24 protein-coding genes and 1 tRNA gene are annotated in these 26,049 nt (G+C 42.7%); 15 read left to right on the forward strand and 10 right to left on the reverse strand.

From position 1 onward, the window contains the following. Positions 1-6 precede the first annotated feature (6 nt). Positions 7-351 (reverse strand): translation initiation factor, encoded by a 345-nt coding sequence (locus tag MLE17_RS06465; RefSeq protein ID WP_243347940.1) that lies wholly within the window; start codon positions 349-351, stop codon positions 7-9. 164 nt (positions 352-515) lie between these two features. On the opposite strand from MLE17_RS06465, the gene MLE17_RS06470 reads away from it, so the two are divergent. The 6 genes from MLE17_RS06470 to ispF all read left to right on the forward strand — a co-directional run bounded on the left by MLE17_RS06470 (position 516) and on the right by ispF (position 8,098). Continuing rightward, positions 516-980, forward strand: a complete 465-nt coding sequence (locus MLE17_RS06470; protein ID WP_243347941.1) for a DUF5362 family protein — start codon at positions 516-518, stop codon at positions 978-980. Positions 981-1,688: 708 nt separating this feature from the next. Then, positions 1,689-2,315 carry a redox-sensing transcriptional repressor Rex gene (locus tag MLE17_RS06475; protein ID WP_243347942.1) on the forward strand — a complete coding sequence of 209 codons (627 nt, stop codon included), beginning with the start codon at positions 1,689-1,691 and terminating at the stop codon, positions 2,313-2,315. Further along, positions 2,312-2,923, forward strand: a complete 612-nt coding sequence (locus MLE17_RS06480) for a fumarylacetoacetate hydrolase family protein (RefSeq protein WP_243347943.1) — start codon at positions 2,312-2,314, stop codon at positions 2,921-2,923. Before MLE17_RS06475 ends, MLE17_RS06480 begins: the two co-directional genes overlap by 4 nt. A gap of 7 nt (positions 2,924-2,930) precedes the next feature. After that, the gene (gene porU, locus MLE17_RS06485) at positions 2,931-6,344 is read left to right on the forward strand and encodes a type IX secretion system sortase PorU (RefSeq protein ID WP_243347944.1); all 3,414 of its coding nucleotides are present in this window, start codon (positions 2,931-2,933) and stop codon (positions 6,342-6,344) included. 10 nt (positions 6,345-6,354) lie between these two features. Next, the gene (gene porV / locus MLE17_RS06490; protein WP_243347945.1) at positions 6,355-7,539 is read left to right on the forward strand and encodes a type IX secretion system outer membrane channel protein PorV; all 1,185 of its coding nucleotides are present in this window, start codon (positions 6,355-6,357) and stop codon (positions 7,537-7,539) included. Positions 7,540-7,618: 79 nt separating this feature from the next. Then, the gene (ispF, locus tag MLE17_RS06495; RefSeq protein ID WP_243347946.1) at positions 7,619-8,098 is read left to right on the forward strand and encodes a 2-C-methyl-D-erythritol 2,4-cyclodiphosphate synthase; all 480 of its coding nucleotides are present in this window, start codon (positions 7,619-7,621) and stop codon (positions 8,096-8,098) included. A gap of 185 nt (positions 8,099-8,283) precedes the next feature. On the opposite strand, the gene MLE17_RS06500 is transcribed toward ispF, so the two are convergent. From MLE17_RS06500 to MLE17_RS06530, 7 genes are all read right to left on the reverse strand, one after another. After that, positions 8,284-10,830: a TonB-dependent receptor domain-containing protein gene (locus MLE17_RS06500; protein ID WP_243347947.1), complete on the reverse strand. Its 2,547-nt coding sequence runs from the start codon at positions 10,828-10,830 to the stop codon at positions 8,284-8,286. 114 nt (positions 10,831-10,944) lie between these two features. After that, on the reverse strand, positions 10,945-11,790 hold the full coding sequence (locus MLE17_RS06505; RefSeq protein ID WP_243347948.1) for a FecR family protein: 846 nt from the start codon (positions 11,788-11,790) through the stop codon (positions 10,945-10,947). Beyond that, on the reverse strand, positions 11,777-12,274 hold the full coding sequence (locus MLE17_RS06510; protein ID WP_243347949.1) for a sigma-70 family RNA polymerase sigma factor: 498 nt from the start codon (positions 12,272-12,274) through the stop codon (positions 11,777-11,779). The genes MLE17_RS06505 and MLE17_RS06510 overlap by 14 nt, the downstream gene beginning before the upstream one ends. 206 nt (positions 12,275-12,480) lie before the next feature. Beyond that, positions 12,481-12,553 (reverse strand) — tRNA-Thr (locus tag MLE17_RS06515). Positions 12,554-12,731: 178 nt separating this feature from the next. Further along, positions 12,732-13,199, reverse strand: a complete 468-nt coding sequence (locus MLE17_RS06520; protein WP_243347950.1) for a hypothetical protein — start codon at positions 13,197-13,199, stop codon at positions 12,732-12,734. Between the two features lie 29 nt (positions 13,200-13,228). Then, positions 13,229-13,591 (reverse strand): hypothetical protein, encoded by a 363-nt coding sequence (locus MLE17_RS06525; RefSeq protein WP_243347951.1) that lies wholly within the window; start codon positions 13,589-13,591, stop codon positions 13,229-13,231. A gap of 45 nt (positions 13,592-13,636) precedes the next feature. Next, positions 13,637-14,185 carry an RNA polymerase sigma factor gene (locus tag MLE17_RS06530; protein WP_243347952.1) on the reverse strand — a complete coding sequence of 183 codons (549 nt, stop codon included), beginning with the start codon at positions 14,183-14,185 and terminating at the stop codon, positions 13,637-13,639. 185 nt (positions 14,186-14,370) lie between these two features. Here MLE17_RS06530 and pyrH point away from each other — a divergent pair, with 185 nt between their 5' ends. From pyrH to MLE17_RS06565, 7 genes are all read left to right on the forward strand, one after another. Further along, the gene (gene pyrH, locus MLE17_RS06535; RefSeq protein WP_243347953.1) at positions 14,371-15,081 is read left to right on the forward strand and encodes a UMP kinase; all 711 of its coding nucleotides are present in this window, start codon (positions 14,371-14,373) and stop codon (positions 15,079-15,081) included. 119 nt (positions 15,082-15,200) lie between these two features. Next, entirely contained in the window at positions 15,201-15,761 is a 561-nt protein-coding gene (frr, locus tag MLE17_RS06540) for a ribosome recycling factor (protein WP_243347954.1), read from the forward strand. Positions 15,762-15,866: 105 nt separating this feature from the next. After that, positions 15,867-16,799: a ribosome small subunit-dependent GTPase A gene (rsgA, locus tag MLE17_RS06545; protein ID WP_243347955.1), complete on the forward strand. Its 933-nt coding sequence runs from the start codon at positions 15,867-15,869 to the stop codon at positions 16,797-16,799. Positions 16,800-16,802: 3 nt separating this feature from the next. Beyond that, positions 16,803-17,720: a tRNA epoxyqueuosine(34) reductase QueG gene (queG, locus tag MLE17_RS06550; RefSeq protein WP_243347956.1), complete on the forward strand. Its 918-nt coding sequence runs from the start codon at positions 16,803-16,805 to the stop codon at positions 17,718-17,720. A gap of 653 nt (positions 17,721-18,373) precedes the next feature. After that, positions 18,374-20,011 carry an RluA family pseudouridine synthase gene (locus MLE17_RS06555; RefSeq protein WP_243347957.1) on the forward strand — a complete coding sequence of 546 codons (1,638 nt, stop codon included), beginning with the start codon at positions 18,374-18,376 and terminating at the stop codon, positions 20,009-20,011. A gap of 52 nt (positions 20,012-20,063) precedes the next feature. Further along, positions 20,064-20,348: a hypothetical protein gene (locus MLE17_RS06560; RefSeq protein ID WP_243347958.1), complete on the forward strand. Its 285-nt coding sequence runs from the start codon at positions 20,064-20,066 to the stop codon at positions 20,346-20,348. Positions 20,349-20,428: 80 nt separating this feature from the next. Further along, a complete protein-coding gene (locus MLE17_RS06565) occupies positions 20,429-20,743 on the forward strand; it encodes a hypothetical protein (protein ID WP_243347959.1) in 315 nt (104 codons plus the stop codon). Positions 20,744-20,789: 46 nt separating this feature from the next. Here MLE17_RS06565 and MLE17_RS06570 read toward each other — a convergent pair whose 3' ends face one another. Both MLE17_RS06570 and MLE17_RS06575 read right to left on the reverse strand, forming a co-directional pair. Continuing rightward, positions 20,790-21,545, reverse strand: a complete 756-nt coding sequence (locus tag MLE17_RS06570; protein ID WP_243347960.1) for a hypothetical protein — start codon at positions 21,543-21,545, stop codon at positions 20,790-20,792. A gap of 159 nt (positions 21,546-21,704) precedes the next feature. Further along, the gene (locus tag MLE17_RS06575; protein WP_243347961.1) at positions 21,705-22,229 is read right to left on the reverse strand and encodes a SixA phosphatase family protein; all 525 of its coding nucleotides are present in this window, start codon (positions 22,227-22,229) and stop codon (positions 21,705-21,707) included. A 286-nt stretch (positions 22,230-22,515) separates the two neighbouring features. On the opposite strand from MLE17_RS06575, the gene MLE17_RS06580 reads away from it, so the two are divergent. Beyond that, positions 22,516-24,348: a T9SS type A sorting domain-containing protein gene (locus MLE17_RS06580; protein ID WP_243347962.1), complete on the forward strand. Its 1,833-nt coding sequence runs from the start codon at positions 22,516-22,518 to the stop codon at positions 24,346-24,348. 885 nt (positions 24,349-25,233) lie between these two features. Beyond that, positions 25,234-25,965 carry a DUF6261 family protein gene (locus MLE17_RS06585; RefSeq protein WP_243347963.1) on the forward strand — a complete coding sequence of 244 codons (732 nt, stop codon included), beginning with the start codon at positions 25,234-25,236 and terminating at the stop codon, positions 25,963-25,965. Positions 25,966-26,049: the final 84 nt, after the last annotated feature.

A 26,049-nucleotide genomic window follows, 5' to 3' on the forward strand; every position in this document is an offset into this window, starting at 1 on the left:
AGGCGATTAAATAATTCTGGCTTTTACATAACCTTCTTTTTGAAGAATTTCAAGCACCTTTTGTCGAAAATCGCCCTGTACCAGAATCTCGCCATCTTTGGCTGAACCACCTACTCCACACTTTGACTTCAGCAGTTTACCTAATTCTTTCAGGTCATCCTCTGTTCCCACAAAACCGGTTACCAGTGTCACCACTTTACCTCCACGGTTTTTCTTGTCAAAACAGACCCGCAATTGTTGCTTTTCTTTGGGTAAAGTCTCTGTATCTTCGTTCTCTTCGGTTTCGTATTTAAAATCGGGATTGGTCGAATAAACAACATTCAACCGGTCTTTCCAGTCATTTTTCTTCATAGCTCAAAAATTTTATTTCAGACAAATATAATGAGGATAAACTTAAGTCGAAGACAGCTTCTGCTCTTTTTCTTAGAACAATTTTTTTCAAGGATTTTGGTCGTTATCGTTCTCCACTCCAAATATTTTTCATAATATTGCCAACAACCTTAAATTTAAACATAATGGAAAACTATCAACAAGAAAACACCGAAGAGACAACGCAAACAGTTTTAACCCTTTCAAGCCAAACAATCAGCTTCCTCGATGAAATCCGGAAGTGGACAAAGTTCTTTGCCATTTTGGGCTTTATAGGCATTGGCTTTATGGTTCTTCTGGCCATTTTTATGGGGACTGCATCATCAATTTTCCCAATGTTTGGAAACGGATTCGGAGGGGGCTCTATCTTTATCGCCATCCTCTATCTGGCATTTGCTGGTCTTTATGCCATGCCGGTAATTTATCTGAATAACTTTTCGGATAAACTTAAGATAGCGCTGGAGCAATCCAGGAACGAAGAACTGGAAAGTGCATTTGAGAATCTGAAATCCCATTTCAAATTTGTAGGAATCATGTCCATCATTATGTTGGCTATATATGTGATTGCTATTATTTTTGCTATTGGCGGCAGTATACTGGCCTTCCATTAACTTTAAACAACCCGCTATAAACGCAAAAAGACGAACTTTCGATTCGTCTTTTTGCGTTTATAGCGGGTTCTAATTTCCACAAACAAAAAAAGCCTACTACGTTTCACAACGTCTCGGCTTTTTCGGAAGTTTTCCCGTGATCCCGAGTGGGAACACGTTATTCCTCCAGTTTAAACATTAAGAGATAGTATGTATCTTTATCTGAATCCGCATAACTGCGGTGAGAATTCTACTTCAATATTGTTTTCCGCTATTGTTTAGAAAACGATGGCAAATATCAAACTTAATTCGAGTATTGCAAAATTATTTCGGGGAAAAATTTCAGGAAATAGTTTTTTTATGAACATCGTAAAAATATTCAAGATATTTAATCTCCTAATCCGCCAAACAATAAAACATCCTTAGCTTAGGAACCATTTTAAATAACCCCAAACATATCTACCTGATAATCAAAACCAACAGCACAGGACGGCTTCGAAAGCAAGATAAACCCATATTGTTTTCAATAAAAAAAGAAGTGAGCATATTCTCTCTGACAAAACGATAGATATACCCTTTCGAATGCAATTTCACTAATGACAATTAAGGCTTACCAGTCTTCTTTTTTGATTAATTTATGGGACGCCTGAAATCACCTGCTTTAAAAAATAGTATATTTGCATGTAATTCAAACACAAAACTTTAATAATCAGAGGAAAAACAGATACGATGCAGAAAATACCGGAACCCACCTTAAGACGTTTGCCTTGGTATTTAGCTTACCTTAAGATTTTACACAATAAAACCACAGTAGCAGTCTCTTCAACGCAAATTGCTAATGCGATTGGAATTGACGCCTCTCAGGTAGCCAAAGATTTATCATTCGTGGAGATTGCAGGCAAAACGCGAGTGGGATATGATGTAGCTGAACTAATAGATGTACTGGAAGCTTTCCTGGGTTTTAACTCCCATCATAAAGCATTTATATTCGGCGTTGGTAGCCTGGGAACTGCACTAATGCATGACTCAGGTCTTGAAAAATATGGATTGGAAATGGTAGCCGGTTTTGATATCCGACCGGAACTTATCGGTACTAAAATAAATGGAATCGGGATATACGCACCCGAAGATTGCGAGGCTTTGAGAAAAACGATGAATGTGCAAATCGGAATCCTGACCGTTCCGGCTGAAAAAGCCCAGGAGGTAGCTGACCGAATGGTAGCGTCCGGAATCCGGGCTATCTGGAATTTTACGCCATTCAGAGTGAAAGTACCTGATGAAATTGTATTACAGGACACTTCACTGTTTGCTCACCTTGCCGTAATGTTTAAAAGATTGAATCAGGACGTTTTATGAAAATTATAGCAGTAGGCTGGAACTACCACGACCACAATAAAGAGATGAATCGGTCGTTTATACCCAAGGAACCAACCATTTTTATGAAGCCTGATTCGGCTCTCCTGAAAGACGGAAAACCTTTTTTTATTCCTGACTTCTCCGAAAGAATTGAATACGAAGCTGAGTTGGTTATCAAAATTAACCGGTTAGGAAAAAATATCGCACCACGCTTTGCTCACCGTTACTACAATGAAGTGACCGTGGGCATTGATTTTACTGCACGGGACCTTCAGCAAAAGCTAAAAGAAAATGGCGCCCCGTGGGAAATTAGCAAAGCTTTTGACTCCTCTGCGGTAATTGGTGAATTTATTCCGATTCCGGATGAATCAAGAAATAATATGGAATTCCATCTGGACATCAATAACGATACCGTTCAAAGAGGAAATAGTGCTGACATGATTTTTAAGATTGATGAAATAATTGCCTATGTCAGTCACTTTTTCACGTTGAAAATCGGAGACCTGATTTTTACAGGAACGCCCAGCGGAGTTGGCCCGGTAAATATCAATGACCACCTTCAAGGGTATATAGGCGACAAAAAATTGCTGGACTTTCAAGTTAAATAACAAGCATATGTCAATTCGAAATTTTCTCATAATAATATTGCTGGCCATTACGAGTGTGACCTCAAGCCTGTTTGCCGGAAACTACACTTATGCCGATAATTCATTGCTGGCCTCCGGGAAATGGGCAAAAATCAAATTGACCAACTCCGGAGTGTACAAGCTGACTTATTCGGACCTACGTTCCATGGGGTTTAGCGATCCGACCAAAGTTCGTGTTTATGGTTTTGGCGGAGCTATGCTCAAAGAGCAGTTCAACTATCCGAAAGCAGACACAAAAACGACAGGTGACTTACCTGAAGTACCTGTCTATAAAGGCACTGACTTTATTCTCTTTTGGGCACAGGGAGTTATTTCATGGACGAACTCAGGATCTGGATTTACCCACACCATTAATCCTTATTCGTCTTATGCCTATTATTTCCTGACCGACAGTCAGGGAACACCTTCCACCATTCAATCTGTAGCTTCGTTAAGCGACACACCAGATGCAACTTATACGACATTCAACGATTACGCTTTGCATGAAGTTGATTTAACCAATATCGGTGCAACCGGCCGCGAATTCTACGGAGAGGACTTTAGTGCAACTACGTCTCAAACATTTCCGTTTACAATCAGTGGCGTTACAACGATAACACCCATTTCTGCGAATATTGACTTTGTATCCAAAGCTGCAGCCTCTACAACTCTGAAGTTGAGCATCAATAATACAGTCGTAATCAACACGACTATGCCTGGTCCGGCAACTGGTGCTGATGAACATTATATCAGGGCTAAAGAAGTCTATGCCACAGGCAGCTATAGCAACACATCAGCTGACAACAGCTCCTACAGCTGTAAAGTTGATTATGGAAAAAGCGGAGACTCGAATTGTAAACTAAATTACATTCGTCTCAATATGGAACGCAACCTGAAGCTGTATGATACCTATACCCCTTTCCGAGTCATTGCATCTAAAGGAAAGATCGCTAAATACACGCTTGCAGGAGCAAATGCGAATGTGCAAATCTGGGATGTTACAACCGGAAAGATCAAACAAGTATTGAGCTCACTTGAAGGAACACAACTGAGCTTTACGGCTAAATCACCGGCTGATACTATTCGCGAGTTTGTAGCTGTTGATGTAAATGCCACTTTCCCTAAACCGGAATTAGTTGGTACAGTTACAAACCAAAATCTCCATGCTCTTACTCAGACCGATATGGTTATCATTTGCCATCCCGACTTCCTCAATCAGGCAGAAAAAATTGCTCAAATGCACCGGGATAAAGATAACTTCAGAGTTACTATTGCTCAGCCGGAACAGATTTACAACGAATTCTCATCAGGAACGCCAGATGCTTCAGCATACCGTTGGTTTCTGAAAATGTTTTACGACCGGGCTACCTCTGATACCGACAAGCCGAAATATTTACTGCTTTTTGGGGATGGTACGTATGATAACAGATTGCTTGGCACCGAATGGAAAACAGCAACTCCGGCCAACAAACTGCTTACTTATCAATCCGTAAAATCTTTAGTAGAAACAGACTCTTATGTTTGTGACGATTATTTCGGGTTCCTCGATGACAACGAAGGAGCTAACATAGCCTATGAAAAAATGGATCTGGGTATCGGCCGATTTCCTGTAAGAACGGCAGATGAAGCAACTGATGTGGTTAACAAAATATTGAACTATGTCAACAACAATGTGGAAGGGGCTTGGAAAAATAACGTTTGTTTTGTCGGAGATGATGATGACAACAATGAACACATGAAAAATGCCAATTATCTGACACAATACCTTGAGGATTCGAATAAATCGATTATTGTCAACAAAATATTCCTGGACTCTTACAAAAAAGAATTTACATCTACCGGGAGCTCATATCCAAATGCAAAAAAGCAACTTTTCTCGCTACTTAATTCGGGTTTAATGGTTTTGAACTATACCGGGCATGGTGGTGTTAATGGATGGGCAACCGAACAGATTATTACCAAAAGTGAGATTATCGGACTTACTATGAAGAAACTCCCTCTGTGGGTAACAGCAACCTGCGACTTTAGCCGGTTCGACGATTTCAACACCACCGCCGGAGAGGAAGTCTTCCTGAATAGCCAGGGGGGAGGAATCGGATTAATCACAACTACCCGTGTTGTTTATTCCGGCCCCAACTTCTCACTCAACTCTGCAGTGAACAAACTTTTGTTTTCAAAAAACAGCGATGGTTCGCGTTTACGACTCGGGGATATAATGAAAACCACAAAATCATCACTGAACGGAGATCAAAATAAACTGAACTTTACGCTACTGGGGGACCCGGCATTAAAGCTCTCTTATCCAGAAAGCAAAATGGAGATTACCGCCATTAATGATAAACCGGCCAGCGAACAACAAACCTTGAGTGCTTTGAGTGAGGTGAAGGTAACAGGCCGCGTACTTCAGACGGATGGAGCTTTTGATTCTTCATTTAACGGTATTGTGATCCCGACTGTATTTGACAGCCAGGATTCTGTCACCTGTCTAAACAATAATGGCTTTGCAGAGACGTTTAAATATATGGATAGGACAAAGATTCTGTTTGCAGGAAAAGACTCTGTGAAGAATGGGTTGTTTACATTCAGATTTACAATTCCCAAGGACATGAGCTATTCCGGGAAATCAGGTCGAATAAATCTTTATGCTGCCAATACAAATGGGAATGAGGCTCAGGGATATTATGAGAATTTCCTGTTAAACGGAACTAATCCCAATGCTACTATTGATACAATTGGGCCTAAAATATCCGAGATCTACCTCAACAATTCAGACTTTAAGACTGGTGACATTGTAAATGAAAAGCCGGTTCTGATTGCTGACTTAACAGACGAAAGTGGCATTAATGTATCTGGAACTGGTATTGGTCACGACATGACTTTGATTGTAGATAATCAGCCATCACTGAGCTATAATATCAATGGGTATTTCTCCACAACTCCGGGAGATTCAAAATCGGGGAAATTATACTACAATATACCTACGTTAAGTGAAGGAAAGCACACCTTGGTATTTAAAGCCTGGGATATCCAAAACAATTCGACCAGTGATACAATCGAATGTATTGTAAAGGCAGGAGCCGCACCTCGTTTGTTTGACTTATACCCGACTAAGAATCCAATCAAAATCTCAGACGGAGGAGTCAGCTTCTATTTGAAACATGACAGACCAAATACAAATATATCTGTTAAGATGAGCGTTTATAATCTTTCCGGTATTGAAGTTTGGGCGCACTCAGAAACAGGACTATCGGATATGTTTTTACCGACTCCGATCACCTGGGATCTCAAACAGTCAAATGGTCAAACCGTGAGACCGGGCATATATATTTACCGGGCTACGATTTATACCAATCAAACACAAGAAACAACACAAGCTAAAAAGCTGATTATTTTAGGTCAATAATAAACATTACATGAGAAAGACATGGATTTTCGCACTGCTGGCAGGTGCTCTGATTACTCCATCGCTGGCTTTTGCGCAGGATGAAACAACAATAGATGAGATCGGGTTAAACCCGGTAATTACCGGCGTTCCATCACTAACAATCGCCCCTGATGCAAGAGGTGGTGGTATGGGAGATGTCGGTGCCGCTACCACTCCGGATGTTAATTCCCAATACTGGAACCCGGCAAAATATGCATTTATGAAATCAAATGCCGGCTTATCTCTCTCTTACACTCCTTGGTTACGTAAACTGGTCAATGATATTGACCTGGCATATGTGGCTGGTTACTATAAATTCGGTAATAATGATATGCAGTCGTTAAGTGGTTCAATAAGATATTTTTCTCTCGGGAAAGTCACCATTACAGATGCCGGAGGCAAAGAGATGGGAGATGTATCACCCTATGAAATGGCAGTTGACCTTGGCTATTCCCGAAAATTGTCAGAAAACTTCTCTGGAGCTGTTACCTTACGTTATATTCTTTCTGACCTTCAAACAATGTCCGAGGAATACAATTCAGCTTCTGCATTTGCGGCAGATATTGCTGCATTTTACACCAAACCGATCCAATATAATAACGGCAATGAAGGCGACTGGTCTTTAGGTTTAAATATCTCGAATATCGGATCAAAAATTAATTATGGCTCTACCTCCAACTTTATCCCAACAAACTTAAGACTCGGGGGAGGTATCAGGTACCCATTTGATAATTATAATTCAATCTCTGTATATGGCGATTTGAATAAGTTACTGGTTCCTACCCGTCCTATACCAGCTGATGGTAATTATGAAGATCCCACATATCTTGAAAAACTGGCAAACTATGAAACTATGTCTCCGATCAAAGGAATCTTCACCTCTTTGAGTGATGCCCCGGGAGGTATGAAAGAAGAACTTCAGGAAGTTGCATGGTCATTAGGTGCTGAGTACAACTACAACGACCAGTTTTTTGCACGGGGTGGTTATTATAACGAAAGCATGTACAAAGGCAACCGTAAATACTTTTCTTTAGGTGCTGGATTTAAAATGAATGTATTCAGACTGGATGTATCTTATCTGGTTTCTACAGCACAATCCAATCCTTTGGATCAAACGCTTCGTTTCTCCCTGTCATTTGATATGGACGGGCTGAAATCGTTGGTTGCCCGATAACAACAAAATTAAAATATGGACAGCCCCTTGCACATAATATGTAAGGGGCATTTTTTATATTAAAACGAATAGAATAGTTATGAAAATACGAGTTGGATTTGGGTTCGATGTACACCGCCTGGTTAGTGACCGCGACTTGTGGATTGGTGGAATCCGGTTAGAACATGAAAAAGGGCTAATGGGACATTCTGATGCTGATGTGCTGATTCATGCACTGTGCGATGCTTTATTGGGAGCAGCCAATATGCGGGATATCGGTTATCATTTTCCTGACACTGCCGGTGAATACAAAGATATCGACAGTAAAATACTGCTTTACAAAACCATGCAACTGATTCGCGAAAAAGGATACGAAATTTCGAATATCGATATCACGATTTGCGCCGAACGTCCGAAGCTCAAGGCTCACATACCGACCATGCAGGAAACACTGGCTAATGTGATGGCAATTGATACTGAAGATATTTCTATTAAAGCTACTACAACCGAGAAGCTGGGCTTTACAGGCCGCGAAGAGGGAATATCGGCTTATGCAACGGTATTAATCTATAAGAAATAATAGTCGCATTGCTGATGAAATAAATAGTACTCCTGCAAAACTATGTCTTGAGAAAATCAAAAGCCTTCACAAATCAACCTATCGTGTTTGTGGAGGCTTTCATATTTATTGATGGAGAATAAAGTCAAGAGCAATGAACGGTCGGATATTTCTTCGGATGTTTGTATTAACAAACCATCAGGACGCTAAAATGACAGTTCAAAGTACAACATCGGTGTAAATGGTATGGTATGTGAATAAATGGACAAAACCTTTTCTGAACTCACCGAATTTCCGGAATTCTGGAATAATCCACTCATTTTTACATTATCGGTATCAAAAAGGTTCAGGATTGAAAACCCGGTTTGCATATTAAATCGTTTTGGAGCCAACCGATAGCTTAAGGAAATATCAAAACGGTTATATTTATTTCTGGCTGCACTGCTCAATTCCAGATTACGCATATATTCAGGAAATCCTGAGCCGTAAACATAATTGGCAGAACATATCCAACGTTTAAAATCAAGGATAACTGCAGATTTTAATTCTTGACGCTGATCCTGTGGAGCCGATTGGTATTTAGTCATAATATCAGGGAAAAATTCGTCTGTTTTACTTAACGAATAAGAGACCCAGGCATAATGCCGACCATATTGTTGTTTAACCAGAAAATCTACTCCTGCGGACCGCCCCTGTCCATAATAATTTTTCGTCTGCGATTGACCTGGATTCTGTCCCTGACTACGGGCTACACGATACAGACCATCAATGCTTTTATAATATCCCTCCACAGAGGCCGAAAAACCACTTTTATTAAAATAACCTCCAGCTACCCAATGGTAAGCAGCCGGAACCGGAATCCTTTCTCCATCTGAAACCATCCAGGCCATCTGATAATTACCAAACTTGTCAACTACATAATTCTTGGCGATAAACTGGTTGTATTTTCCCCATGAAAAAGCCGTTTTTAAGGCATCGCATATTTGATAATTCATGGAAATACGAGGCTGCCAGTACATCTGATGTTGCAGGAATGAATAGTCAAACCGAAGACCTGGCTTCAAAGTCAATGAACGATTCAGATAGATTTGGTCAGTGGCGTATCCATTCAATAACTGGACATCATTTTTCAAAGTCTCTTCTGCCTTCGAATTCAGGATTTCATCATAATTGTATGAGTTTCCGGTTATTCCACCACCAAAAACCAGGGAGTGTTTCTCGCTTAAAGTAAAATAATTCTCTGCCTGAATTTTATACTCCCGGATAATATTTTCTTTTTTAGAATTTCCACTTTCATTTCCGGGTGAAGACAAATTATTTGTTGTCTGCGCATTTACATCTAAGAAAGAATAGGCTACATTAAACGCCGTACGATTTCCATTTTGCCATAGTTTATTATATCCGGAAGACGCCCCCCACTGGGTAGATTTCTGATTAGCATCAAAGTTATAAGGGCTGTTATTAATAGAGTCTTTCAGTGAATAATCGAATTTATCCAAACCTCCATACATACTGACAAAATAGCTATCACCGCCATTGGTCCTTCCGGATAATTTCAGGTTTCCGTCCCGAAACATATAATCCGGATAAAGATAGACCGAAGTTGTATTGGATTGAGTTGGTGCTGATGGCGTATTATTTCCGGGTTGTTCTATAGCTGCTGCTCTCTTTTGAGAAGCATTATTGGGCTGGAAGTCATTCCCACTTTGTTGGTTTGGAGCTGTTAAAGACTGGTTTGTACGTGATGTTGTTGTGGTCGAGTGATTATCTCCGCGAAATGGGTTCAGTTTCTCGATATCATAGAGATTGTAAAAGGTCTGACGAAATGCACCGGTCAACGATAAATTCTTTCCAACTGGAGTGGAAGCCATCGCATTCACCGTCAGGTTATTCAGATTCACCTTAACTTCAGGCTTGTACGTATTTCCATCAATGCCGGTAATATCGACCATTCCTCCAACACGCCCTCCATACTGAGCGCCATATCCTCCCTTCAGAAGCTTGATATCTTTTACTATATACGGATTGACCGGACTGATATTATCATTAAAATTCTTCAGGCCAAACAAGGTATACCCATCCACTGACAACTGACTTTGTCCCTCATAACAACCCCAGATCAGCATACTCTGACTTTGTTCGCCGGAGGCTAAAAAACCGGGCATCAACCGAAGAAAGTTAAATACGGATGCATTTCCATTACCGGGAAGATTATTGGCTATCAGATTATTTGCCCGGATGACACCTGGCAATTCTGTGGTACGAAGACTTTTTTCGACCTGATGAACCACGGTCACCTCCTTTATTTTGTATGAAGCCGGGATAAGCTGAAATTTATGCTGCATACCTGACTTCACCAGCGTATCTTTAACCAAATACCCCAGGTGGCTGATTCTTAACCCAAAAACCGAGTCATTTGCAGAAATAAAGGTAAACCGGCCCATCTCATCACAGGAGACATTGTACCCGTTTATCAGAACGGAAGCGTTAGGTAGGGTTTCACCGCTGGTCTTGTCCGAAATAGAACCGGAGATTTTACTGTCCCATTTCCCGACAGAAGACGATTTAGTAGAAAGTGCCATTGCAGGATAGATTACATAGACTCCATCCTGCAACTGATATGTAAGTGCATTTTGCCGGAGCAGATACTCCAGGGCTTTTGCCGGTGAAGAAAACTTTTTATTGATTCTGACTTTTATCCGGGCAAGCAGCTTATCGTCAAACGAAAACTTCAGGGCGTACTTCTCCCGCATCTCTATCAGCAATTGATTTAAGGGCTTCTCCGATTCAACAAGATGAATCTTCTGAGCTGATAAAGACAAAAAACAAAGGACAAAATATAAGGTTAATAATCGACGAATCAAGTGTTATTCAGATATTAAGTAATGGTTTGTACTGATTGCGGTAAAATTAATACCAAATGGCAAACAGACCAAACTTAACGCCTCTTTTATAGATAACCTGCGGGAGAAATTCCCAGTATAATGCTCGTTGAATGTCCCTTTACAGTCAATTACCACTCCATACTGGCGGGAAATCTCGCGCAACACCTTCGATAATGGCATTGAAGTAAAGAAAAATTCGTGTCTGCTCCACGCCAACGAGTTTGATGCCTCAACGGTTTGCTTTTCCAAACTACCGTTTATCAGATTTGCCTGTAAGTTCGGTGTCAAAAATACAGTAGAAGCACCTGACGCAGTCATTACTTTCACCTTTCCGGTCATACAGGTTGCTGTGTATCCGTCAATTCTTGCATAGATATTGAAGCTGGTTCCCATAACCGTCGTACTGGCATCTTTAGAGACTACCGTAAAGCGTTTTCCTTTTTTGACCTTGAAAAATGCTTCGCCATCCAGTTTCACCTCCCGCTGTATTTTCCACCAGTAGGGCTTGTAGGTAATTTTAGTTTCAGCATTCATCAATACGGTTGAGCCATCCGGCAGAGTCACTGTTTCCCTTGAGGCTATAGGTGAGACAACCGTTGTGGTATAAAACCACATGCCGGAGAAAAGTAACGTAATAACGGCTACCGCTGCCACGGCTGTGTAACGTAGCCAAGTTTGGAAAGAAACAATTTTCCTGACAGGCTGTACCTCTTGCTCTGTCAACCCGGCAAAAACCTCCTGCCAGATCTCCTCCTTGCTTTTCTTCCAGGTGATATTGAATGTCGCCTGTTCTAAATCTTTATAATCCGAAGTATCACTCTTTTTCATAATAAGCTAATTTTTCTCTCAAATGCGACAGGGCATTTGTCATCCTTTTTTCCACCGCTTTGACACTAATCTGTAACCGTTCGGCAATTTCCGAATATTTCAGCTCCTCGACGCGGCTCATCAGGAAAGCCACCCGGGAGACTTCCGGCATTGCTTCCAAAGCATTATTGTACGTTTTTTCCAACTCCTTGTATTCCAGGTTGTCAATAGATGAACTTTCGTGTTCATTTATCTCCAACGATTGCATATAATTCATTTCCAGCACTTTCCTACGATATTGGGAAATAAAGATATCACCGGCAATTTTAAAGAGTAGCGCTTTTTCCTTCTTTATTTCTGGGAAAAGCTGTTTTTCCCAGATACGCATAAATACCTCCTGCGCCACATCATTTGCGACCTCTTCATCCCCGCAGCGGTAAAATACGTAATTACGTACCGCATCGAAATACTGGTCAAACAATAGTTTAAATTCCTTCTGTGTCAATGGTAAAAACGATTGATTCTTAATACTTTTTTCAAGAGACATTCACTCCTATACCGAATAAAATGCCCTATCCCCTACCTTTGTTTTTTGAGAAATCCCGATTTTAACGTTTGCGGATAAAAAGACTGAAAATGAAAAAGCACGAAGCCATCATTGAGACCAAGGTCATCGAATATGTCTTCGTGCTAAAATCAAGATGCTTATTGAGCCGATAGCCGGACTTGAACCGGCGACCTACGCGTTACGAATGCGTTGCTCTACCGACTGAGCTATATCGGCATTAACTATTAAAAGCAAAAATATAAATTTCTCTGAAATGGAGACTCTTTTTCCGAAGTTTTTTTGAGAAAAATAGATTCCTGTAAATGGAGGGGAAATCAATCAACTGATTTCTAGAGTAGTTCACAATGGTTCATAAAACGAAGAAGCGAACCCAAATTCGGATTCGCTTCTTCGTTTATTTTTTACCATCAGGCTTACGCTGGTCATTTTTACGCAAGACATCACGCGCAAAACGGAAGTCTGCCTGCTTTAGCTTGAGCACTTTCTGTGGTGAAAGTATTTTCTTAAATTTCTGGTAGTAGCTTTTCTCCATATTCGCCTCACAGACTTGCTTATTCAGCAGCTCGTCAAGAAGCGACAGACACTCTTCGTCTTTAGGATTCTGATTTTTGCGTAAGGCTCTTACTTTGTCAATCGTTTCCTTCATCATTTTGAAACGCTTTTCCTGCATTTCATTATATAGAGGGAAAAGTTTCGCTGCCTCTTCAGGTGTTATGCCCACCTCCTGAATAAGATACGCCATTTTTTGAGCATTAAATTTATCAACATCTAACGGGTGATGTTCATCCTTCTTTTCGTTTTGAGAGAAACCTTGCAAGCTCACCATCAAAACCAAAATAAAAAACAGATAGATTCTTTTCATTATAAATAGAGATAGAAATTTCTTTGTTACTATTGGTCTTCGCTCATATATTCGCAAAGAGAATATTCATCGACGCTCATCGCCAACTTCATGGTAACGGCATCATTTGAAGGTTCATTTACACCTGCGGTTACAGGTATAGGAGCCGAACCGGAACGGTCATTGGTCAACCGCTCAACAGACCAGAAAGCAACAGCCAACATTGCCGCCATGTAGAACATCGGTTTCACACGGTTCCAGAGTGAATAAACGGGAACTTTCTCTTCCTTTTTAATCTCCTTTTCGGGCAATGATTCCATCATTCTGGAATTGAATTGCTCAAAATAATTTTCCGGGACCTTAAAAGGCTGAGCGTTTCCGTATTGCTTTTTTATGTCTTCCAGATTCTTCATAACTTCTCAAAATTCGATATTTAGACTACTCAATGACTGAAAGGTTTAAATGTCCTTTGTCATAAAATCTTCAATTTTCTTGGCGGCATGATGATAAGAGGCTTTCAACGCCCCTACGGAAGTGCCGAGGATGTCAGACATTTCCTCGTATTTCATCTCATCAAAATAACGCATATTAAATACCAGTCTTTGTTTTTCGGGTAAACGAAGAATGGCTTTCTGTAATTTCATCTGCAACTCATCACCATCGAACCAGTCGTCACTCTCCAGCTTGTTCGCCAGATAGCTTTCGGTATCATCCATTTCAACTGTGCTGTGGCTATTCTGCTTATTCAGAAAGGTAATGCTTTCGTTGATGGCAATGCGGTAAAGCCAGGTAGAAAGTTTTGATTCCCCACGGAAACTTTCAATATTCACCCAAGCTTTCATAAAGGTATTTTGCAACACATCGTCCGTATCGTCATGAGAAATCACCATTTTCCGAATCTGCCAGTAAAGCTTTTCGCTGTAACGTGCCACAACCTTCGCAAAAGCCTGTCGTTGCTTTTCCGGATTTTGAAGTTGTCTGATTATCTCCAGTTCGTTGTATTCCACGTATCAAACTTTGGTTACAAATTTCATATTGCTGCAAATTTAATAGTTTTACGCGCATTTGCTATGACTGGGAAGTTAAGAATACGTTTAAATGCACATTCGCCTTATAACCTCTTTTCAGAAAATCAAATGCACACCTTAAGAGATGGAAAAATATGAGTATTTTTGCCGAAAACAAAAATGACATGGCTAAATACAACAGAATCTTACTGAAACTCAGCGGAGAATCGCTAATGGGCGAAAAACAATACGGTATTGACGAAGTCCGTCTGAATGAATATGCCGAGCAAATTAAGGAAATTTCAGCGATGGGAATCCAGATTGGCATCGTAATCGGCGGGGGAAATATCTTCCGTGGATTAAGCGGTGCGGCCAAAGGCTTCGACCGGGTAAAAGGTGACCAGATGGGTATGCTCGCTACTGTAATCAACAGTCTGGCATTGAGCTCTGCTCTGACTGCCATCGGCCAACCGGCACGCATTTTTACCGCTACCCCAATGTATCCGATTGGCGAGCATTACAGCAACCTGAAAGCTATCGAAGCTATGAATCACGGTGAGATCGCCATTCTTTCAGGGGGAACCGGTAATCCTTTCTTCACGACCGATACGGCTTCGGCCCTTCGTGGTGTGGAAATCGGTGCCGATGTCATGCTGAAAGGAACCCGCGTGGACGGCATCTATACCGCTGACCCGGAGAAAGACCCTTCTGCTACCAAGTTCGATTTTATCACTTATGACGAGATTTATGCACGTGGATTGAAGGTGATGGATTTGACCGCAACTACCCTTTGCAAGGAAAACAAACTGCCGATTATCGTGTTTGATATGGATACCGTGGGCAACCTGAAGAAGGTGATGTCAGGCGAAAATATCGGGACAGTTGTCGGTTTCTGATAAAATCACTAATTTTGTTCGGCTAAATAACGGACCCAACTGGTTATAATACTGTTATTTGCCAACCCCATTTGTAAATAATTACGCAAAACTCATAACTCAAAAAACTATCCGTAATCATGGTTGATGTAAAAAAACACCTGAACGACGCTGAAGAGAAGATGCAACACGCGGTGATGTATCTTGAAGAGACTCTGGACCACATCCGTGCCGGCAAAGCCAATCCAAAATTGCTTGACGGCGTGAAAGTTGAATATTACGGTTCGCACGTACCTGTAAGCAACGTGGCGACCGTATCTACCCCTGATGCCCGCACCATTACAGTTCAGCCATGGGAAAAAAGCATGCTTCGTGAGATTGAGAAAGCCATCATCAACTCAGAAGTGGGAATCATGCCGGATAACAACGGTGAAATCATCCGTCTGGCTATTCCTCCATTGACTGAGGAGCGTCGTAAAATATTGGCAAAACAGGCTAAACAGGATGCTGAGCACGCTAAAGTGAGTGTACGTAACGCTCGCCGTGACGCTATCGAAGCATTGAAAAAGCTGATTAAAGAAGGCTTGGCTGAAGATGCTGAAAAAGATGCTGAAGCTGATGTTCAGAAAATCCACGACCGCTACATCAAAAAAGTGGACGAACTTTACGCCGCTAAAGAAAAAGAAATCATGACTGTATAATCCAGTCATTTACATTACATAAAACACAAAGACGCTAAAGCGCAAAGGCTGGTAACGGTCTGCGAATTGGCGTCTTTGTTTTATCTACTTAATTGCACTCGAAGAATGAAAGGACTCGTTATAAAAAACACCGGAAGCTGGTATCAGGTCAAGACCGATGACGGCCGTTTGGTCGATTGTAAAATCAAAGGCAATTTCCGTCTGAAAGGGATTCGCAGTACCAATCCCATCACGGTGGGCGACCGGGTAGGCATTATCATTAATAACGAGGGAACAGCCTTCATTCACGAAATAGAGGAACGGAAAAACTACATCATCCGCAAAGCCTCCAACCTCTCCAAACAGTCACACATCCTGGCCGCAAATCTGGATCAGGCATTCCTCATTGTCACGATCAACAATCCGGTGACGACAACCGTATTTATCGACCGTTTCCTGGCATCGGCCGAGGCGTACCGCATCCCGGTGAAGCTGGTCTTCAACAAATTCGACTCATTAGATGAAGAAGACCGCGATTATGCTGAAGCATTGATTCACCTGTACGGGACAATCGGCTACCCTTCATTCCGCGTTTCGGCATTGACCGGTGAAGGCATTGACCTGCTGCAAGAGGACATCAACGGCAAAATCACTTTGCTATCCGGCCATTCCGGTGTTGGTAAATCGACATTAATCAATGCCCTAATCCCCGGCGTAAAAGCCCGGACCGGCGACATCTCTGGCTACCACCACAAAGGGATGCACACCACTACATTTTCCGAAATGTTTGAAGTGCCCACCGGAGGCTACATCATTGATACTCCGGGCATCAAGGGATTCGGCACCATCGACTTCAAACAGGAAGAGGTGGCTCACTATTTCCCCGAAATCTTCAAGGTATCGGACGGTTGCAAATTCAACAACTGCACCCACCGTCACGAACCGGGCTGCGCTGTACTCGAAGCTGTGGAGAAACATTACATCAGTGAATCGCGCTACCAAAGCTACCTCAACATCCTTGAAGACGGTGAGGAGACCAAGTACCGCTCAAAACTCTAACGCGTGACTCTTTCCCCTTCCGAAAAATCGGCATTGATCAAGCAGGAGGCGCTGCGATTGGGCTTCGACTGCTGTGGAATTGCCCCCGCGGGCGATGTGGGAGAAGACCGCGAACGTGTCTCCCAATGGCTCGCTGAAGGAAATCACGGCGAAATGGGCTACATGGCCAACCATTTCGAAAAACGCTGCGACCCGACGTTGCTTGTGGAAGGCGCAAAGTCGGTCATCATATTTGCCCACAATTATTTTCCACAAGAAGAACAGGCCCCTCACCTCCCTCAAATATCTTATTACGCCTATGGCAAGGACTACCATGAGGTGATCAAGCAAAAACTTTTTGCCCTGATGGAGTTTATCCACCGCGAAATAGAGCCGGTGGAAGGTCGTGCATTCGTGGATTCGGCTCCCGTGCTCGAACGTTACTGGGCCAAACGTGCCGGACTGGGTTGGATTGGTAAAAACAACCTGCTGATTATCCCCGGCAAAGGGTCGTTCTTTTTTCTCTCCGAACTGATTCTCAACATCGACCTGGCTTACGACGAGCCTTATACCGAATCGCATTGCGGCCAATGCACCCGCTGTGCCAATGCCTGCCCCACCGGAGCATTGTCGAAGCACAAACTCGATGCCCGCAAATGCCTTTCCTACCTCACCATTGAGAAGAAAGGGGAGTTTTCACTCGAAATCGAAACGCTGCGCAACCGCTTGTATGGCTGCGACATTTGCCAGCAGGTCTGCCCGTGGAACCGTTTCGCGCAACCGCATCTGACACCGGAGTTCCTCCCCTCCTCTGACTTTCTCCAATATGATTTGGCTAAATGGCAAAGCCTCACCGAAGAGGATTTCCGTCAACACTTCCGTCATTCTCCCATTAAGCGGACGGGATTTGTTGGGATTCAGCGGAATGCGGGCAAGATCTAATCCTCTATTTTTCCATTCTGCTTTCTACAAAATGTAGATTTATGGCACTATAACGTTTTGTGTGGGTAGTGTCTTTTAGGCTAAAATCGCCTAAATTGTTAGCCACGAATACACGAATAAGAAAGTAACTTTTCTTTTCCTGTTTTGGAAAAGCATTTGTGATATTGGACATGTATTTATTCAAGATTTCAAAGTCCCATTCAACATTCCACAAAATGGAGAACCTTCACTCAATACCCCGACAAGCCTCTACTAAATGTAGATGGTAGAATCACCTCTCATTCTGCATTCTACAAAATGTAGAGCATTGACGAAGCACAAAACGAAACTTCTGCAATTTGCAGGAACTTCGCATACTATTGATTCAAGCCCGTGCAAAATGCAGGAACCAGAATAGCATCTCAACCAAGCTCCTGCATTTTGCACGAGGTTGAATCGGGTCTCATTCAAGTTGCTGCAAAATGCACTAAGGCAAATTGAATGTCATTCATCCTCCTGCAATTTGCACGAACAAGAATGGCATCTCAGGCAACCTCCTGCAAAACGCAGCCGGTTGAATTTGACTCCAACCAACTTCCTGCAAAATGCAGCAGCATAATCCGTGTCATCCGTGTACCAATAATTCGTATTTTTGAGGCAGAAATCAATAAACAATGACCCCACATCCCCTGCATTTTTTCAAACATCCGATTGACTCCCTTGCATTGCCGGAGAAGTTTACCTATCCGTTCAATTACACGCCACATCCCCTGTGCGTGGTGGCCAGCGGGGAGGTGCAGGATTACTTGCGCACCCGAACCGATTGGGCAGAAGAGTTGAGCGAGGGAAAAATGTTTGGGGTGCTTGTCGTGCAAACCGACTCGGGAGAATTGGGCTATCTGGCAGCATTCTCCGGCAATCTGGCCGGGCGGAATGACCATGAATATTTTGTACCGCCGGTGTTTGATTTGTTGCATAAGGATGGCTTCTTCAAGATGGAAGAGCGCGAGATTACGGCTATTAATCACCGCATTCGTCAGTTGTCACATGCACCGGAATGCATCGCTTGCCATGCTTTGTTGAAACAAGAAACTCATCAGGCGCAACAAGAACTGGCTTCGCAAAAAGCCCTGCTCAAAGCCAACAAAGCAACACGTGACGAGCGTCGCAATAGCAATCCTTCATTAAGTGAAAATGAGTTGGCGGAAATGGTGAGGGTGAGCCAGTTTGAGAAGGCGGAATATAAGCGACTGGAAAAACGGTGGCAGACCCGATTGGCGGAATTTCAGCAAGAGGCAGCTGTTTTCCATACTGAAATCGAGCAACTCAAAGCCGAACGCAAAACCAAATCAGCTGCCCTGCAACAGAAACTATTCGACTGCTTCCAGATGCTTAACAGCAAGGGGGAAGCCAAAGGACTTTGCGATATCTTTGCCCAAACGGCACAGAAGATTCCTCCCGCCGGTGCGGGTGAATGTGCCGCGCCCAAGCTACTGCAATACGCCTTTCGGCACGGACTGAAACCCATCGCTATGGCAGAATTCTGGTGTGGAGCATCGCCCAAAACGGAGATTCGCCACCACGGGCACTTTTATCCCGCCTGTAAGGGAAAATGCGAACCGATACTCGGGCACATGTTGCAGGGGATGGAGTTGGATACCGACCCTCAACGACAAGCTACTGCCCCAAATATCAAGATTGAAATTCTTTACGAAGACGACTACCTGCTCATCATCCATAAACCATCCGGATTGCTCTCCGTGCCGGGCAAATCATCCCACGATTCCGCCTATCAACGCATCCGCGAACGTTATCCCGAAGCGACCGGGCCGTTGGTCGTTCACCGGCTGGACATGTCCACTTCCGGATTGCTGCTGATTGCCAAAACGAAGGAGGTGCACAAATCCCTGCAAGCACAGTTCAAAGGGCGCAGCATCAAAAAGCGTTATATCACTCTGCTCGACGGTCTCATTGCGGAAGATTCAGGAAGCATCGACCTGCCGCTGACATCCGATTACAATCACCGTCCCCGTCAAATGGTGGATATGGAAGGTGGCAAACCGGCTCTCACCCTTTGGCGTGTACTCGAACGAACCGCGCAACATACCCGCATCGAATTCACCCCCGTCACAGGACGCACGCATCAACTGCGCGTTCATGCCGCCCATCCGCTGGGCCTCAACACTCCCATTGTCGGCGATGAGCTCTACGGACGGAAGGCCGAACGACTCTATTTGCATGCGGAATATCTGGAGTTTGTGCATCCGGTTACAGGAGTGGTGGTGACGGTGGAGAAGATGGCGGAGTTTTGAATGGATTGAACGCGATAGGGCTAAGACGCAAAGAATTAAACAATACTATACAATGGAACAAAAGTTAGAATACATAAATCAAGGACGCGGAGGATATGTAATTTATAAAGACTCTGTATCTGAAATCAAACTATTTTTTGAATTTGGAGGAGGAGAATGTATCGCTATAATTCATATTCCATTAGCTAATGAATGGACAGCCAAAACTCAAAGAGCATTATCAGAGAGATTATCAATTTTGGAGTTTATTGCAGAGCAATGTATAAAAGACCAAGCTCCTAATTGTATTTATAAGCTTTACGACGATTGTATTGAAATAATTTCAAATCAAAAATGAAACGACATGCTTCCCTAATTTATTATATTTCTCCTTATCTATCGAAATTCGATATTTAAATATCTCTATAATTTGATCTTATGCACCGCCACTACTGGACAGGCATCAGCCACGAAGAACGCATTCAAGCCATCAGCGATATCACTCGGATAGTCGATCGGTACGCTATTGTACTGAACTTTCAGCGCTTCTCTGATATTGCAATGAGTTTTTTGCTTGAAGTGGAAGAGTGGAGGTTAAAAGAAATGCGTAATGATTTGAAGGCCATCCTGACATTAGACACCGGAGAGACACAATTCACAGAATCAAAAGCAGATTGCATCGTTTTCCTGAATATTGCTTTTGCAAAAGGGACGGGCGACTTACAAATCGAGAACCCCAATATCCCGGAATAGCGAAAACGCCCGGCAGATTCAATCATCTGTCGGGCGTTTTGTATGATTATTTTACAAGATTGAGTATCTCATCGAGGTAAGCAGTCCGGTCTTTTTCCGATTGCAGCTTAATGCTGAAGTAACCCTCTTTACCACCACCGTAATAGGCATTGCCCGTCATCACCTGAGAGGTAAAATTGTTGGCCACGTTCATCATCTCCTCCCCGTAATAGACCAATTCGTCTTCGCAATAGACAATCAGTCGGTTGTACGGGAACATGCGGTCACAAATAGAAGTAAAACGTTTCGTCAGTGACTTCACAATGGTAACGCCACCGTCCACCACCTTCTCCAGAATCGCCTGCTCGGCCATGTCGATGTCTATTTGGGTAATCCCCTGCTCCATTTGGTCGAGGCGGCGAATCTCGGCAATCTCTTCCGGTGAAGCGCCGGCAGCCTGCATGGCAGGTATGTACCCCCGATCGTTGGCTGCTATGTATTTTTGACGATCTGTCAACGGATAATCAAGCAACAAAGCCACTTGTTCGAGCGATGTGGGCATATTAATGCACTCGTTGTGATGGCGCACGCGGTAGTAATTGAGCGGAATCATCACCGGTCTCTCTTCACGAAGCTCCACACCGTAGATCACATACATAGGATCATCAGCATACTCTTCGAGTTCGTCCCGGTAGTTTGCCAGCTGAGCGTTTTCCCAAGATAACCCGGCATCAAAATATTTGATTTTGCGTTCGTCAAGGATATGTTTTATCTCGGCCATCTCCAAATCGTGTCCGCCGAGGAGGAATATCTTTTTTACCATAATAACTGCATTTTTAGAACTATTGGTCAGCAAATAATGCGATACGAATCCCTATTGTGTATCTTAATGTCTTATTCGCAAAACTAAAGAAATAGTTCATGCTATGCAGCGCCAGAATATATATTCTACAACATAAATCAGTTGAAATGCAGCCTTATATTACAATCCGGGCTTATTTTCATTCACAGAATTCACATCCAATGGGGTTTCAAATAAAACGAGCTCCCCTTTTGAACGCATAATCTGGGTCCATCGTTCCACCTCAAAATCCATCACAGCCACACCAGAGGTGCAAAGGTGCCCGTGAAAATCGCTCGTCAGTTCGTATATCATGCGTTGAAGCACCGGATTATGCCCCACCAGAAAGACGGTGTCGGCATGCTTTGCCTCCTCCTTAAGCAACGCAATAACTTTCTTCGTTTCAATATCATCATAAAGCAGAATTTTGCGCACAATCTGCTTTTTGTCTATCCCGAAAACATCTCCGAGTATTTTTGCCGTCTGATAAGCGCGGGACGATGGGCTGGAGATAATTAATTCCGGTAACACATTTTCCGACTGTAACCTTGAAGCTACCTGCCGCGCATCAATCTTTCCCTGGTTTGTCAATTCCCTGTCGAAGTCCGTCTGCCCAAATTGTGTCTTTTCGGCTTTAGCGTGGCGAACTACTACTAATCTTTTCATTTTATTTATTTGTTTATTCGATAAGGGACACTAAAGTCAAGAAAAATCCCTTTTCAACATCCTGTAATTCATCAATTTTGCCTCAAAGTTCTATTATCCGCATATCAATATCATGACATTATTGCTACAAATCCATGAATCAGACAACTACCAATCCGATTCTAAATCAGACACTTGTTTTTAATACTATTTTTTCGTTATTGAAATAGTGTAGAAACGAAATCTTAACATCACCCAGATACTTTTGTCGAAGATATTTATCACACAATTTTAAGGTAAAAACAAAATGAAACAAAAAGTACAACAATTTGCAGCTGCTATTCTTATCACAGGAGCAGTTTGTATGGGGGAGCCTGCTCAGGCTCAGGGTGGATATCTTGCAGGTGATTTCCACCAGCATACCACATATACCGATGGTAGTTATTCAATCGGTAAAATGATGGAAATGGATAATAAGTTTGGGCTCGACTGGTGGGCAAACAGCGAACATGGTGGCGCATTTACAACCTGGGGATTGGCAACAGGCACCGACTTAGGCACATCTGTTCTATGGGCCAATACTGGCATCTCGTTGCTGGGCAAAGCAAATAGCAACAAAATGTGGCGATGGCAAAGCATTCGCGACTGGTCATTTCGTGATGTACAACTGTGGAGAAGGGTGTTTCCGGGCAAAGTTATCATCCAGGGATATGAAATGAATGTCCCCGGCCACGAACATGCCTCTACTGCTATCATCGCCAACCAGTTTGATGCAAATAATCCGAATGTCAATCCGATTGCACAATTCGAATACATGTTTGATAATAATGATACAGATGATACATCTCCGAGCGGATGGGTAAAGAGTACCAAAACCGGACATGAAAAGGCTATTGAAGCGATGGCTTGGTTGCAAGCCAACTATCCAACCCAAAGCTGGGTAATCCCTGCTCACCCGGAACGCTATATATATAATGGCTCAACCGGATGGAATATTAACCACTTCCGCGACCTCAACAATGCTGCTCCGGATGTATTTTTCGGATTTGAAAGCGTACCCGGACACCAAATGTCAGCCAAACGGGGTGAATACGGTTCAAACCGCCCTTCATACGGAACTGACACATATGGCGGAGCTGGAAAAATGTCTGCTCAAGTGGGTGGTTTATGGGATGCTTTGCTGAGTGAAGATCGTCATTTTTGGTTATTTGCCAACTCGGATTGTCATGATAACAGTTCTAATGACTTCTTCCCCGGCGAATATCAAAAGAACTATACCTATGTAACCCGCAAAAACGACCCACAGGCAATTGTTGACGGGATGCGTTCCGGTAATACCTATGTAGTCATGGGAGACCTGATTGATTCTCTTAATTTCAAAATCGGTGATGCCAGCATGGGGGGAACATATCAGGCGATTAACGGGCAAATCACCATAAGCATTCGCCTCCGCGACCCACAGGGCAACAATAACAACCATTACAGCGATTATACTAACCCTGAACTTGATCACGTTGATATTATTGCCGGAGAGGTTGGAGACAAAATTGCTCCGGAAGATGCAACCGGGTATAGTAAAGATTATGTAACTACAACCCATGTAATTGCACGTTTCGGTAAAACAGCCGGATATACCGATGCATCAGGAATCATTACGCAAGTCTGGACAGAAAAGGAAGACGGATGGAAAGAATTGACTTATACTTATACTGTACCGGTAGGTAAAAAAATGTATTTCAGACTCAGGGGTACCAACCAGGCTGTGAACACACCCAATGAAACAGATGAAAATGGTAATCCACTTATCGATGAAGAAGGTTCAAATAATGCCACCAAAGCCTTTGCCGACCTCTGGTTTTATAGTAATCCGGTATATGCTGTCAACCAACTCCCGCTTTTTGCCAAATCGGCCACTCAATCAACATTCAATATATATCCTAATCCGGCAACAGATGTTCTGAATATATCTTTTGCTAAACCTCAGAGCGGAGATATTAACATATATGACATCACAGGTAAATTGATAACACAGGCTACTGTCAATAATGAAACATTAAAGAGCATCTCAATGAATGGACTTAGCAAGGGTATCTACACTGTAAACGTATTGGGTACTTCTCAAAAAATAGCAGTAGAGTAATAGTTTAGCAACTGGATATCTTAATTTCTGCATTGGGAAGGACGAATCGTGAGATTCGTCCTTTTTTATTCCATTTAGAACAATTATTCCAGAAAATAATTTTTCATCCCTGCATAATATTTTCGATTACACCTCTTGCACAATTACATTTATTTGTTTTAATTTGCAATGAAAGGCAATCACACATTAAGCAAAGCCATAAAATCATTGGCCTTTCATTATTTTTCTTTTCAATACGATACCTCATATAGGTATATGGCTATTTAACCCTTTAACTATTTTATTGCTGATCAGGAGTGGTATGTCCATTCCGTTCGGACGGGCTATCACGATTTTATACTAACCGGCCTTCCCGAACGAAAAAGGACTTATCCTCCATAAATGCATCTTGGCAGAGGTTATGTTTATCTCTAATGGGATAGAAGTAGCTTAAAAGCTCTCAGCTTTGAGATTCTTTCGTCCCCTATGAGGTTCATCATTCCTCAACAATGGACCTCCTACGACTCGTAGGTTGCACACTGCAAATAACAATGTGCAACCTTAGCCTCGTAAGTAAGCCTTTGTTTCATGACATTACACTACTTACGACTCGTAAGTTGCACACTGCAATGAACAATGCGCAACCTTGGTCTCGTAAGTAAGCCAATGTTTCGCGACATTATACTATTTACGACTCGTAGGTTGCTTTCTGCCCTCAGCAAAGAACAACCTTTGCTCCGTAAGTAGTCTGTTATTTGCTTCGCAAAGGTCACTTCACCGGTTGGTAAATCCTCCGGCTGATGCGATGAGGTGATCAATGCTCTGATATTTCGGTTTCGGGGTTATACACTAATATGTATAGCCTGCTTTTACGGAGGGTTTTATTTATCTATAAATCATATTGCTATGCAGTATTACAAATTTAGATTGATGAGTAACAGGGGGCTCTCCACCTGTGGCCAGATGATCATCAATGATGTGAGTGAATCGGATGTGGCAGAGGTAATTACCTCCCACTCCAAGTATCAAAATGTGATAAAGGCACTGACCGACCTCAACACGGCTATCCGGCGCAATCCCGTAGATGGATCGACAATGGCTGAATGTAAAGAGATGCGGGACGAAGATTTTATTGCTATCGGTAATTATGTTGAAGGTTCGACCAATGCACCAATTGCCGACATCAAAGCGGCAGCCATTCAAATCAACAAATGGCTCAAACCGCTCTGTCTATATTTCCAACGTCAGAAAATCGGCGACCAGGCGAGCCGGATCAACGAAGCGATTACCAAGCTTCGATTGCCAGAAAATGCCGACGCCGTGCAAAAGCTGTCATTGAAAGATGCTACGGACAAATTAGAACTATTAACCAAAGCGGCTGATAAAAACTACCGGGATACAAAGACCACCAAGATGGAGAATAAAGAGGCCGGTTCTGCAACCTACTACCGGGAGCCTTTTATCCAAAGCCTTTCCAGTTTGCTCAAATGGGTTGACAGCAAAGGCCAGGCTGATGAAGATCCGGTGTGGATTGCTCTTTACAAAGTGCTGCACAACCGGTATGAGGTTTCCTGCACTGCGGCTCACTCTAAAGATTCATCATCGGACAACAACGAGAGCAATTCTTCGGAAACGTGATTGCGGTTAATTAACGGGGTGACTTAAAGTCACCCTGTTAATAAGAACATCCATAAATAAAACATAGAAAATACACATCCTGTA

This window comes from Parabacteroides sp. FAFU027, from assembly GCF_022808675.1.
Lineage (GTDB): Bacteria > Bacteroidota > Bacteroidia > Bacteroidales > UBA7332 > CAXXIC01.